General features: G+C 29.7%; 15 protein-coding genes. 14 read left to right on the top strand and 1 reads right to left on the bottom strand.

Annotated features, from left to right (window positions below; all coding sequences use genetic code 11):
• The first annotated feature begins 61 nt into the window (after window positions 1-61).
• The 5 genes from hemB to B3086_RS07695 all read left to right on the top strand — a co-directional run bounded on the left by hemB (window position 62) and on the right by B3086_RS07695 (window position 5,410).
• Window positions 62-1,027: a porphobilinogen synthase gene (gene hemB / locus B3086_RS07715; protein WP_346876193.1), complete on the top strand. Its 966-nt coding sequence runs from the start codon at window positions 62-64 to the stop codon at window positions 1,025-1,027.
• 202 nt (window positions 1,028-1,229) lie between these two features.
• Window positions 1,230-3,008 (top strand): aminopeptidase P family protein, encoded by a 1,779-nt coding sequence (locus B3086_RS07710; protein WP_346848127.1) that lies wholly within the window; start codon window positions 1,230-1,232, stop codon window positions 3,006-3,008.
• A 366-nt stretch (window positions 3,009-3,374) separates the two neighbouring features.
• Window positions 3,375-3,806 carry an NfeD family protein gene (locus B3086_RS07705; protein ID WP_346876195.1) on the top strand — a complete coding sequence of 144 codons (432 nt, stop codon included), beginning with the start codon at window positions 3,375-3,377 and terminating at the stop codon, window positions 3,804-3,806.
• Window positions 3,807-4,748 (top strand): SPFH domain-containing protein, encoded by a 942-nt coding sequence (locus B3086_RS07700; RefSeq protein ID WP_035132267.1) that lies wholly within the window; start codon window positions 3,807-3,809, stop codon window positions 4,746-4,748.
• A 188-nt stretch (window positions 4,749-4,936) separates the two neighbouring features.
• A complete protein-coding gene (locus tag B3086_RS07695) occupies window positions 4,937-5,410 on the top strand; it encodes a hypothetical protein (protein WP_346848128.1) in 474 nt (157 codons plus the stop codon).
• Between the two features lie 57 nt (window positions 5,411-5,467).
• Here the strand turns inward: B3086_RS07695 and asnB are convergent, their stop codons facing one another.
• Window positions 5,468-7,333, bottom strand: a complete 1,866-nt coding sequence (gene asnB / locus B3086_RS07690; protein ID WP_035132270.1) for an asparagine synthase (glutamine-hydrolyzing) — start codon at window positions 7,331-7,333, stop codon at window positions 5,468-5,470.
• A 310-nt stretch (window positions 7,334-7,643) separates the two neighbouring features.
• Between asnB and B3086_RS07685 the strand changes: the two genes are divergently transcribed.
• The 9 genes from B3086_RS07685 to B3086_RS07645 all read left to right on the top strand — a co-directional run bounded on the left by B3086_RS07685 (window position 7,644) and on the right by B3086_RS07645 (window position 12,281).
• Window positions 7,644-8,210: an MEDS domain-containing protein gene (locus tag B3086_RS07685; protein WP_035132272.1), complete on the top strand. Its 567-nt coding sequence runs from the start codon at window positions 7,644-7,646 to the stop codon at window positions 8,208-8,210.
• A 195-nt stretch (window positions 8,211-8,405) separates the two neighbouring features.
• Window positions 8,406-8,735: a HesB-like protein gene (locus tag B3086_RS07680; protein WP_035132274.1), complete on the top strand. Its 330-nt coding sequence runs from the start codon at window positions 8,406-8,408 to the stop codon at window positions 8,733-8,735.
• Window positions 8,736-9,452: 717 nt separating this feature from the next.
• A complete protein-coding gene (locus tag B3086_RS07675; protein ID WP_167403110.1) occupies window positions 9,453-9,623 on the top strand; it encodes a hypothetical protein in 171 nt (56 codons plus the stop codon).
• 101 nt (window positions 9,624-9,724) lie between these two features.
• Window positions 9,725-9,985, top strand: coding sequence for a hypothetical protein (locus B3086_RS07670; protein ID WP_346893168.1), 261 nt, complete (start codon window positions 9,725-9,727; stop codon window positions 9,983-9,985).
• Between the two features lie 72 nt (window positions 9,986-10,057).
• Window positions 10,058-10,459, top strand: coding sequence for a hypothetical protein (locus B3086_RS07665; protein ID WP_346893166.1), 402 nt, complete (start codon window positions 10,058-10,060; stop codon window positions 10,457-10,459).
• A 53-nt stretch (window positions 10,460-10,512) separates the two neighbouring features.
• Window positions 10,513-10,635 (top strand): hypothetical protein, encoded by a 123-nt coding sequence (locus tag B3086_RS07660; protein WP_346848130.1) that lies wholly within the window; start codon window positions 10,513-10,515, stop codon window positions 10,633-10,635.
• A gap of 165 nt (window positions 10,636-10,800) precedes the next feature.
• Window positions 10,801-10,923, top strand: coding sequence for a hypothetical protein (locus tag B3086_RS07655; protein ID WP_346880278.1), 123 nt, complete (start codon window positions 10,801-10,803; stop codon window positions 10,921-10,923).
• Between the two features lie 150 nt (window positions 10,924-11,073).
• Window positions 11,074-11,550: a hypothetical protein gene (locus tag B3086_RS07650; RefSeq protein ID WP_346880279.1), complete on the top strand. Its 477-nt coding sequence runs from the start codon at window positions 11,074-11,076 to the stop codon at window positions 11,548-11,550.
• Window positions 11,551-11,741: 191 nt separating this feature from the next.
• Window positions 11,742-12,281, top strand: coding sequence for a hypothetical protein (locus tag B3086_RS07645; RefSeq protein ID WP_346848133.1), 540 nt, complete (start codon window positions 11,742-11,744; stop codon window positions 12,279-12,281).
• Window positions 12,282-12,300 lie beyond the last annotated feature (19 nt).

Genomic DNA, 12,300 nt, shown 5'->3' with positions numbered 1-12,300 from the left:
ATTTTTTTAAAGACTGAAAGGTAGGTGTATCATGGCCTTGCATTAATAGGCCATGTTTATTATGTTCAAAAGATATAGAAGATTAAGAGAAACTAGTGCAATAAGAGATATGGTACGTGAAACTATTTTAAATAGTAATGATTTTATATACCCAATTTTTGTGGTTGAAGGAGAAAATATTAAAGAAGAGATTCCATCTCTGGTAGGGAATTACCACTGGTCTTTAGATAGATTACCAGAAGTTATAGATGAAGTTATTGCTGCAGGAGTAAAAGGTATAATCTTATTTGGACTTCCGGATGAGAAGGATGAAATTGCTTCTTCAGCTTTCTGTGAAGAGGGTATAGTTCAAAGAGCAATAAGAAAAGTCAAAGAAATCTCTAAGGAATTATTTGTTATTACCGATGTATGCATGTGTCAATACACTTCTCACGGTCATTGTGGAGTTATTAAAAATGAGAGAGTAGATAATGATGAAAGCTTAAAGTACTTAGCTAAGATTGCACTTTCTCATGCTAAAGCTGGAGCTGACATGATTGCACCTTCAGATATGATGGATGGTAGAGTTAAAGCCATAAGAGATATCTTAGATGAAAACGGATTTAAGCATATATCTATAATGAGTTATAGTGCAAAATATAGTTCTGCTATGTATGGTCCTTTTAGAGCAGCTGCAAATTCAGCTCCTCAATTTGGAGATAGAAGCAGCTATCAAATGGATCCTGCTAATGGTAAGGAAGCTATGAGAGAAATCGCAGCTGATATTGAAGAAGGTGCTGATATAGTAATGGTTAAACCAGCTATATTATATTTAGACATAATAAAAGAGGCCAGTATGACTTTTAATATGCCTATAGCTGCCTACAATGTCAGTGGAGAATATGCTATGATAAAAAATGCAGGAGAAAATGGATTAATTGATGAAAAAAGAGCTGCTCTTGAAATGTTAATTTCAATAAAAAGAGCTGGTGCTAAATTAATTATCACTTACTATGCATTAGAAGCAAGTAAATGGATTAAAGAATAAATAGATTTAACATAAAAACTCATTGTAATAAAGCAATGAGTTTTTTTATACCATAATAATTAGAAATCAGAATTTAGATATTTGGTATAATGAATAATTTTAAAACGAAATTCATATTTATAAATTATATCATTGATTGTATAAAATTTTAGCAGTATAATAGGTTTAGATGTTTATTAGTAGAAAATAGGGGTGAATATGGATGAATGTTAAAGAAAAAATTGAAAGCCTAAGAAGGGCTATGAAGGAAAATCAATTATCAGCTTACATTATTCCTAGTTTTGATTCTCATCAAAGTGAATATGTAGCTGAATACTTCAAAGCTAGAGCATGGATTTCTGGCTTTACAGGTTCAGCAGGAACTGTAGTGGTAACTCTTAATAGAGCAATACTATGGGCAGATGGTCGTTATTATATTCAAGCTGAAAAGCAACTATCTGGTACGGGAATAGAGCTTTTTAAAATGGGACAACCTAAGGTTCCTACCTTCACAGAATTTCTAAAAAAAGAGCTTAATCCAGGAGATATAGTTGGTTTTGATGGTTCTGTAATGCCTATTGGAATATATAAAACTATGACAGAAACATTTAAAAGCAGAAAAATAAAAATAAATCCAGAAAAGGATTTAATATCTCCAATTTGGAGTGATAGACCAGCTATGCCTAATACAAAGGTGTTTCTTCATGATGTTAAATTTGCAGGTAAATCAGCATCAGAAAAACTTGCTATTATTCGTGAAAAGATGAAGGAAATAGGGGCTGAATATTACGTATTAAGTTCCTTAGATGATATCGCTTGGACATTAAATATTAGGGGAAATGATGTAGAAAGCAGTCCTGTAACAATATCTTATTTATTAATTAGCATGGATTATGTTAAGTTTTTCATAGATAATAATAAATTAACTGATGAAGTTATAACCAATCTAAAGGCTTCTTCTGTTGATATATTAAAGTATAATGAGATATTCAATAACTTAAAAGAACTTAAAGATACATCTATATTATTTGATCCAAATAAAACTAATGTGAAAATTCTTACCTCATTAAATGAATCTATTTCTAAAATCGAAAAAAGAAATATAACTACAGATTTAAAAGCAATAAAGAATGAAGTTGAAAGAAGTAACTTTAGAAACTGTACTATAAAAGATGGAGTTGCTATGGTTAAGTTCATAAAGTACTTAAAAGAAAATGTAGATAAAGAAGAAATATCTGAGATGTCAGCCACAGATACTCTAATTAAATTAAGAAGTGAACAAGAGTATTTTGTTGAACCAAGTTTTTCAACCATAGCTGCATATAAAGAGCATGCTGCCATGATGCATTATTCTGCTACGCCAGAAAGTAATTATATTTTAAAGCCAGAAGGATTATTCTTAGTGGATTCAGGTGGGCAATATTATGATGGAACTACAGATATAACAAGAACCATAGTTCTAGGTGAATTGACCGAAGAAGAAAGAAGAGACTTTACTCTTGTAGTTAAGAGTAATTTAGCTTTAACTATGGCTAAGTTCTTATATGGAGCTACTGGATCTAATTTAGATGTTATTGCAAGAACACCACTTTGGGAAGCAGGAATTGACTATAAATGTGGAACTGGTCATGGAGTTGGATTTTTCCTTAATGTTCATGAAGGACCACAAAACTTCTCACAAGTTCCTAATACAGTAGTATTTGAAGAAGGAATGAATGTTACAAATGAACCTGGTGTATATAAAGAAGGTAAGCATGGTATTAGAATAGAGAATTTACTATTTGTTACTAAAGACAATGAAACAGAATATGGGGGACAATTTATGAAGTTTGATGTAGCTACCTATTGTCCTATAGATTTAGATGGTATAAAAATAGATATGCTTACAGAAAAGGAAAAATTATTCTTAAATAATTATCATAAAGAAGTATATAAATTGTTATCACCTTATCTAAATACAGAAGAAAAAGAATTTTTGAAGAAAGAAACTAGAGAAGTTTAACCTTATATTACAAATTATTGTTTCATAACAAAACAAAAATCATCTCTACATAATAGGGATGATTTTTATTATAGCATTTTAATATTATAGCATTTTAAATATTCCGGATATTATAATTAGTAACATACCTATAAACAAATAACTGAACATATTAGAATCACGGTTCATGGCAATACCTCCAAACTTACTGGTGTTTATATGTACACTTATAATATATACGCTATATAGGTGGAAAAAATACCTGATTAAATAATATAAAAAAATATAATATTTTACTATAATGTGATATAATTATACTTAATACACAAGCATATAATAATTTATATATGCTTGTTAATATTATTTAAATTTGAGAGGTGATATTTAATGGATTTAAACTGGATTTGGTTTGGATTACTTATTTTTGTAATAATTGTAGATATAACTACAAGTAGTTTTACCTTTTCATGGTTAGGGTTAGGATTTATTCCTGCTTTTATTGCAGGATATTTTGTAGACTTTACTACACAAATATGGATTGCTTTAATACTAGGAACTATTGCAATTATATTTGGATTAAAGGTGTCTAAAAAATATATTAACGTAAATCTACCAACTGAAAAACCATTGGTTGGCAAGTATGAAGATAGAGAGTTTGTATCTGAAGTTAAATTAGAAAGTAATAGGGAATGTAGAATAAAAGTTAACGAAGTTTATTGGACAGCTAGAAATATAGGTGAAGATATAAATATTGGTGATACTTTTAAGGTGTTAAAAATTGAAAATAATAAATTGATAATTAAAAAAGGAGTGATTTAAATGGAATTAGTAATTGGTGTTTTAGTCATACTATTTGTAGTTCTAGTCATCATAATTTCATCAGTTAAAGTAGTTAACACTGGTTCTAACTATGTTATGGAGAGGTTTGGTCAATTTTATAAGGTATTAGAACCTGGCTGGCACTTAACAATACCTTTTGTGGACTTTATTAGAAAGAAGGTATCTGTTAAACAACAAATACTTGATATACCACCACAAAACGTAATAACTAAAGATAATGTTAATATTTCTGTAGATAACGTTATATTTTATCAAGTTTTAAGTGCAAAGGATGCAGTTTATAACATAGAAAACTATGTTCAAGGTATAATGTATTCCACTATAACTAATATGAGAAATATTTTAGGTGATATGACTCTAGATGAAGTATTAGCAGGAAGGGACCTTATAAACTCAAAATTATTACAAATCGTTGATAATGTTACTGATGCTTATGGAATTAAGTTATTGTCTGTAGAAATTAAAAATATTGTACCTCCATCAGAAATTCAGCAGGCTATGGAAAAACAAATGAGAGCTGAAAGAGATAAGAGGGCCATGATTCTTCAAGCAGAAGGATCAAGACAATCAGAAATTGAAAAAGCTGAAGGCGAAAAGAGAAGTAAAATACTTGCTGCTGAAGCGGAAAAAGAAGCAAATATTAGAAGAGCAGAAGGATTAAAAGAATCTCAATTACTAGAGGCAGAAGGTAAAGCAAAAGCTATTGAAAAAATTTCAGAAGCAGAAGCAGAAGCGATAAGAAGAGTAAATGAAGCTATAATTCAATCAGGAACTAATGAAACTGTTATAGCTTTAAAACAAGTTGAAGCTCTTAAAGAAATGGCTAATAATCCTGCTAACAAGCTTATATTACCAAATGAAACACTATCTTCCCTTGGAAGTATAGCAGCTATTGGTGAAATGCTAAAAAATAATAAATAGTAATAAAACAAAGCATTAGGACACAACCTAATGCTTTATTTTATACATAAATAATTACAATATCTATATTAAAATGTTGAATTTATTAAATAAATATTGTAAAAAATTCTATATTAGCATATACTCTTAATACAGTGAAATGAGAAAGTTTATATAAATATATAATTTAAAAGGTAGGTGAAAATTTTATGAATAATTTAAACATTGATTTAGACTTAATGTTAGAGCTTAGCTTATCAGAAACAAGAGGTGAAGGGGAATGTTATTTAAACTTAAATGATGGTGAATTTTCTTACATTCCTCAAAGTATTATAGAAGCATTAAAGGATGAATCCAAATTTGATAAACTTGAAAGTTGGGAAAAGGAATTAGCTACGGAAGCAGAAGATGTTACTATGAACTATAGTGATAATTATCTTTATATTCCACTAATAGATGAAAGTATATTAGTGAATTCCATGAAAAGCTACTTAGATACTTTAAATCCTAATGACAAAAATGAAATTTATAGTAAGGTTGATTGGTCAAATCCTCTATTAACTTTTAATAGAGTTTTAATTAATAAAGACAAATTAGATGAATTTTATACCTTTAGAGATGAATTTTTAATTAATCATTTAATTGATTGGTTAAAAGAGAACAACATAAGTGTAGTTAAATAGTTTTATAATACAAATAAAAAGACGTAGAATTCTTATTAGAGTTCTACGTCTTTAATCTTAATCTAGAAAAGGAGTTTCTCTTTCTATATATACTTTATGCCAAATTAAGAATATAAGTATTGTCCAAATCTTTCTACTTAAGTCAAATGGACCCTTTCTATGATCTTCTACTAATTTAATAGCAGCAGCTTTATTTACAAATTCATCAGCATTACTATTTTTTATTATGTCCATAGCCCATTGATAAAGTTCATCCTTAAGCCATAATCTTATTGGAACTGGGTATCCCAGTTTTTTTCTATCTAGAGCAGTTAAGAATGGTAATTCTGATTTAAAAGACTCTCTTAATAAGTATTTTGTTACATGACCATTGATTTTTTCATCTGCAGTGAGCTTTGAAGCAACTTTAAACACTTCTTTATCTAGGAAAGGTACCCTAAGCTCTAAAGAATGAGCCATAGTCATTCTATCAGCTTTAACAAGGATATCTCCAGTAAGCCATGTATTAAAATCTACAAACTGCATTTGAGTAATAGGGTCATACTGAGCAGCTCTATCATAGATATCATTCATAGATCGCTTAATTGTATATTTTGACTCATACTTATTAAGTATTCCTTCTTTTTCATCATCTAAGAAGATTTTTGCATTACCAACATAACGCTCTCTCATAGGAGTACAGCCTCTATCAATAAAGCTTTTTCCTCTTGTTCCTTCTGGTATAAGGGATGCACCAGATTTTAAGGCTTTCTTTAAGAAGCCAGGTACATAATCAAACATTTTTAACGAATTAGGTTCATGGTAAATAGTATATCCACCAAATACCTCGTCAGCGCCTTCTCCAGATAAAATAACTGTAACATGCTTAGCTGCTTCTTTTGCTATAAAATAAAGTGGTATAGCTGCAGGGTCTGCTACGGGTTCATCCATATGCCAAATTATTTTAGGTAATTCATTGGCAAATTCTTCATAAGAAACTATTTTACTTATGTTTTCTAGCCCTAGTTTATCAGCTGATTCTCTAGCTAAATCAATTTCACTATATCCATTTCGGTCAAAACCTATGGTAAAGGTCTTTAGGTCCGGCATGTGTTTTTTTGCTAAAGCAGTTACTACAGTAGAATCAATCCCACCTGATAAGAAAGATGCAACAGGAACCTCAGATTGCATATGCAGTTCAACGGAATCTTCTATGGCCTTACGAATTTCTTCCATCTTTTCATCTTTAGGTCCTGGAGTAGGGTTAAACTTGATCGAATAATAGCAACTTATTTCATGAGCTTTACCTAATTCTTTCTTTATAATATGACCTGGTTTTAAAACCTTTATATCCTTTAGTAGAGTTTTAGGTTCAGGTACAAATTGGAATGTAAGATAGTCATGAAGTGCTCCATTATCAATATCAACACAGTCGCTATCTGGATTAGCATGAAAACTCTTAAGCTCAGAAGCTACATAAAGTCCAGTTTCATTTTCTGTATAATAAAATGGCTTTATTCCAAATGGATCTCTTCCACCTAAGAATACTTTTTTCTTTCTATCCCAAATAATAAATGAGAACATTCCTCTAAGTTTCTCAACAAACTTATCTCCTAAATGAGTATATAATGTAGCTATTACTTCTACCTCTGAGTTAGTAGTAAAACTATAGCCTTCTTTTATTAATTCATCTCTTAAAGATATATAATTATATATTTCTCCATTAAAAACTATTTCTAATTCATCCTTATAAGAGTAGGGTTGAATTCCGTTTGCCAAATCAAGAATACTTAGTCTTTTAAAACCTAAATAAACATTTTCGTCCATATACTCTCCATCTTGAGTTGGGCCTCTATGTTTAATAACTTCTCTCATATCACGAAGAGTTTCTTTCTTTTCTTCTAGTATTTTAGAATTGCTAAAAAACGTTACAAATCCGCACATCGATAATCCTCCTTAGTGTTTATACACATAAAAATATTTTACAATATATATCTATCTTAATCAATATATTCATTATTATATAATTAGTAGTACATAACTATTATTTCTATCACATAGTATACCATATTTCTACATGAAAAGTTATATAAGTTGGATAACTTTTCAACCAGGATAAGAACTTTAAAATGGTTGTAATAAAATGTAAAAATAATCAGATAATTATTTTATGGAAAAAAAAGGTAATTAAACATTGTAATAGAATAATAATAATAATAGAATCAATATGGTATTAATTAAGGGGAGAGAGATTATGAGTAATTGTTGCGGTAAAAATATCTGTTTTTATTATTATGGAGAGGATCATTTGGTGATTAATCTATATAAATACATAAAACAGCAAATAGAAAATAATAACTATGTTTATCTTTATGTAGATGAAGATATATATAAATTACTTACTAATAATTTAGATTCAAATGAAAGATTAATGATAGAAAATATTAAGATGAGTAGTATATTAATGTCATCCTATAATGAAAATATAAACTCTACGATGATTTCAAAGTTTTTTAGAGATCTTAAAGCCAAAGCCTCAAATTCAGGATTTTGGGGAGGTTGCTTTATAATAGATGGTGCTAAGATATTAAATAATACATGCAATACAATATTTCAAGAATTTATTAAAGCTTTATCTAATATATGCGAAGAGGAACGTATAGATATATTGACATCCTATGACTTTTTAGATTATGTAAATAGAGGAAAAACTATTACTGAAGACATTATGAGAGGCTCCTATAAATACCATGATTATAGGATGTTTGGAAATGAAATTTTACCAATAGAATCCTTTCAAGTAGAGAGTAATATAGTATAGAAAAATTTGGCTATTACATTCTCTTATAGGTAATAAAGTTCTATAGAAAAGAGTGATAAATAAGTCTATTGACACACATAACGGCTATGATATTATATAAATATAAATGACATTGAAATTATTTATATTTAATGTCATAAAGATTTAATTATATCGAGATAATAGTTAGTATATATAGAAAAGAGGAAGAAAAATATGTCAATAGTTAATATAAGTGATAAAGCTACTACTGAATTCTTACAATTTTTAAAGGATAATGAAGTTACCACAGATACAGTAAGAATTCATTTTGCAGGTATGGGTTGTGGTGGTGCTGTATTTAATCTAGTTTTAGATGAGAAAAAAGATACTGATAACATAGAAGTAGTAGAAGGACTTACATTTTTAGTAGATAAGGGAGTTACTGAGCAATTTGGTGAATTAACAATTCTTTCTGCAGACGAAAATGGTAGAGGTGGGTTCTCAATAGAACCAGAAAAAAAACCAGAAGGTGGCGGTTGTGCTGGTTGCACAAGTTGCGGTTAAATTTAATAAATAATAATTATATTACTGAAAGTGCAGTGTTAAACTTGTTTAATATTGCACTTTTTTTAGTATGTATATTTATTTCAAATAAAATCTATTAATAAATCCAATGATAAATACAATTGACATTCATAGTAATATTTATTAGTGTAATAAATATGTAGATTCATTGACACAATAGTAATGTATCTATAAAACTGAAAAGGAAAAGAGGTAAAGATTATGTCAACAGTTAAAATAAGTGATAAAGCTACCGTTGAATTCTTACAATTTTTAAAAGATAATGAAGTTACAGCAGATACAGTAAGAATTCATTTTGCAGGTATGGGATGAGGCGGCCCATCATTTAATCTAGTTTTAGATGAAAAAAAAGATACTGATAACACAGAAGTAGTAGACGGACTTACATTCTTAGTAGATAAGTCTGTTACTGAGCAATTTGGAGCTCTTACTATTCTTTCAGGCGAAGAGAATGGTAGAGGTGGATTTTCTATAGAGCCTGAAAAGCAAGCTGAAGGTGGCGGATGCTCAAGTTGTAGTAGCTGCGGCTAATGAATAAGTAAAATCTTATATTAAAATAAAAGTGCAATGTTAATTTTATTTAGCATTGTACTTTTATTTTAATATACTTATTTCCATCTATAGAAAACATAATTGAGTATAAAACTTTTCATATTGTTTAAACTAATGGTGACAAATAAGTAGGAGGGAAATATTATGGCAAAAGCAGGAATGAGAAGACCAGATCCAAAAGATTCACATGGTACAGAAAGTAATAAACATAATCACTTTCCTAAAAATGAAGTTCATCCAGTACCAGAACTTCAAGGAAGGGCTAAAACTTCAGATAAAAAATCTAAGCCAATTAGCTATGATGGAAAATGGTAAAATAATGTGAGAATAAAAATAAAGTACACATTATGGTAGCAATTTAAACTAAAAGAAGTAATAAGCAGCACTTACTTAAATAAAGAGTAGGTGCTTTTATTATGATTAGATTACATGGTTTAAAGGATCAATACCTTATATGCGATAAATATAGTAATAGTCGTGTAAGTTGGCCTTTAGCCCCACTTAATACTGTTTGTACATCCAGTAGTAGTGACGGTCAAATAGGTTTTAACTTTTTAATTGGCACCTATACAATAGCAACATGGAAAGACGAGTTACAGGCTAATCCAATCACAGTTTATCACCAGTTAGTAACACCAGTAGAAGAACCTATAGATGTTACTCAATACATGAAGTAATTCAAGGACGGACATTTCTTAACTGAGGGTAGTCTAATTAATCCAACTGTAGATTTAACTTACTCTACAAGCTTGGCAAGTGCATTGTCTACAATGAAGGAAGTTACAGAAAGTAATACTATATCCTTAAACATTCAACAAGGTCAAATATCTACTTTAATAAGCAATACGACAATAGTTAAAGATGGGCAGACCATACAACTTAAAGATTCTTATAACTCCACAGTAGACTCTATCAATAGTGTAATTAGTAGCCACACTAGTACTATAGATGCTTTGACAGGTCAAATAACTGGTGTGGATACAAGAGTTAATGATGTTAAAAGGACATTAGATGGTACAGTAGCAACTATTAGTAATCATACTATACAGATTAGTGGACTTAATTCTACAGTTAGTACACAAAGTAGCAGTATTACACAGTTGCAAAATCAGATAACATTAAAGGTTAGTCAGACTGAATTAACACTATAAGTGTATCATTTGAAGAGAATTTTCAAGACCAAATAATCATTACTAATAGTAAAGTGTCTACAATAGAAACTAGCTTAACAGGAATCACCAGCAGAGTTGGAACTGTAGAACAGATTACTACAACTATAGATGGCAAAGTAACTTCTTTTAGCACAAGAATGAATACCGCAGAGTAGAAAATTACTGATACTGCAATTGTATCTACAGTTCGAAGTTCAACTTCCTATATAAACGACTTAGGAGCAAAGGTTTCAACTAATGCTATTATTTCTAGTATTAATCAAACTGCTGAATCCATAAAAATAAGTGCCAGTAAAATAAATCTTACTGGATATGTTACAATGACTAACCTAAGCACAGCTGGGCAAACGACTATTGACGGAGGAAACATCAAAACAAGTACAATATCCTTAGAACGTTTAAAATCTGCAACTAACAATCCTATTATAAAAATGTTTGGATAGTGCAGTATAGATGCAACTGCAAATAACGAATTAGGCGTAGGCTCAGCAGTAAGACTTAAGTGGAATGAAAACACTTATATTCGTATAGCTGCAGATGTAACAGACATATATCTAAATGGTATTGCTAGGTTTAGATTTTATCCTAATTACTTGGATTGCAAACCGCCAACCATTTACTTTGCAGACCAATGTAAAATAAATGCTAGTGCTGGTACGTTTAGATTTTATATATCAAAGTCGGTTGATACAGGAATAAGAATATCTCCGGATGGTACTATTAGTTTTATGGTTGCCGGAACACCTAGACATGTATTTAACACAAACGGAACGAAAGCTGGAGGAACTATAGTTGTAGATGGTGCTACACTTGGAATGTCTCCAATAGATAGTCCAAAGGTATTACTAGAAGATGTGTTGTTCGATGTAGATATACAAGAGGAAGGAACTACAGTACTTTTAGATAGTACATTTCTTAAGACTATATCTACTTATGCAGTATTCTGTAGTAATCCAGGGGTAATTATAGTTTCTAAGGATAGAACTAGATTTACAGTAAGAGGATATAATGGAAAAGTTTATTTTAGAGTGATAGGCTACAGAATAGGATACGAAGAACAATATTATTAAGTTGTTGGTTAAGCGATTAGAGAAATCTAGTCTCTTTTATTATGTAAAAAGGAAGGTGTAATATGGATAAAATATTAAACTACATTAAAGTAATAGTATTGCGATAAAAATTGATTATTTTGGAATGTATTATGTGGTATAATTTAACATAAGTTATATTGTTATAAGATAATCTAGGGGGGGAATTAAGAGTGAAGCAATTTCTTAAAAAGTATATTCGATTAGTTATAGTGATAGTATTATTATTTATTATTTATATGGGATATCTCACTTCCAAACAATCAGTTAATGTAGATGAAAAACTAGATAAGGCAATATCAGATTATATTATAGAACATAATAAATCTGGTTATGAGGAGTCTAGTTATAAGGCATTTGAAGCACATAAAATCTATGGAGTTGAAGATAAGGATGATCTAATTAATGTTTATATGTATTCATTACAAGAAGTATACTCATTCGTTGATAAAAAATTTAAGCTACAAGGGAGTTGGTCAGAACCAGCATTTATGGCTTTTAAAAATTATAATGGCAAATATAGTGTTATTGAGTATAAAGAAGCTGAGGTAGGTTCGAAAGATTTAGAATCTATGATGGAAATATTCCCAAGAGAGTATGCTAAAAAAGCTATATACGACGATGCTCAATCTACTGGATTATATTTTGATATAAGAAAACAAGCTAAGAAGTGGTTAAAGGAAGAAGGAAAAGGTGACTTTTCTCTGGAATAAACTATATTTATATATACCG

The organism is Clostridium sp. UBA871, from assembly GCF_002295255.1.
In the GTDB taxonomy this organism is placed as follows: Bacteria; Bacillota; Clostridia; order Clostridiales; family Clostridiaceae; genus Clostridium_J; species Clostridium_J sulfidigenes.
The sequence above is the reverse complement of the archived record's forward strand: the minus strand, read 5'-3'. Positions and strand labels throughout refer to the sequence as shown.

Coding starts and splice junctions, on each gene's coding strand:
- B3086_RS07670 (WP_346893168.1), top strand. CDS start 9,725: ATGATTAGATTACATGGTTTAAAGGATCAATACCTTATATGCGATAAA.
- B3086_RS07685 (WP_035132272.1), top strand. CDS start 7,644: ATGAGTAATTGTTGCGGTAAAAATATCTGTTTTTATTATTATGGAGAG.
- B3086_RS07655 (WP_346880278.1), top strand. CDS start 10,801: ATGACTAACCTAAGCACAGCTGGGCAAACGACTATTGACGGAGGAAAC.
- B3086_RS07700 (WP_035132267.1), top strand. CDS start 3,807: ATGGAATTAGTAATTGGTGTTTTAGTCATACTATTTGTAGTTCTAGTC.
- B3086_RS07680 (WP_035132274.1), top strand. CDS start 8,406: ATGTCAATAGTTAATATAAGTGATAAAGCTACTACTGAATTCTTACAA.
- hemB (WP_346876193.1), top strand. CDS start 62: ATGTTCAAAAGATATAGAAGATTAAGAGAAACTAGTGCAATAAGAGAT.
- B3086_RS07710 (WP_346848127.1), top strand. CDS start 1,230: ATGAATGTTAAAGAAAAAATTGAAAGCCTAAGAAGGGCTATGAAGGAA.
- asnB (WP_035132270.1), bottom strand. CDS start 7,333: ATGTGCGGATTTGTAACGTTTTTTAGCAATTCTAAAATACTAGAAGAA.
- B3086_RS07675 (WP_167403110.1), top strand. CDS start 9,453: ATGGCAAAAGCAGGAATGAGAAGACCAGATCCAAAAGATTCACATGGT.
- B3086_RS07705 (WP_346876195.1), top strand. CDS start 3,375: ATGGATTTAAACTGGATTTGGTTTGGATTACTTATTTTTGTAATAATT.
- B3086_RS07695 (WP_346848128.1), top strand. CDS start 4,937: ATGAATAATTTAAACATTGATTTAGACTTAATGTTAGAGCTTAGCTTA.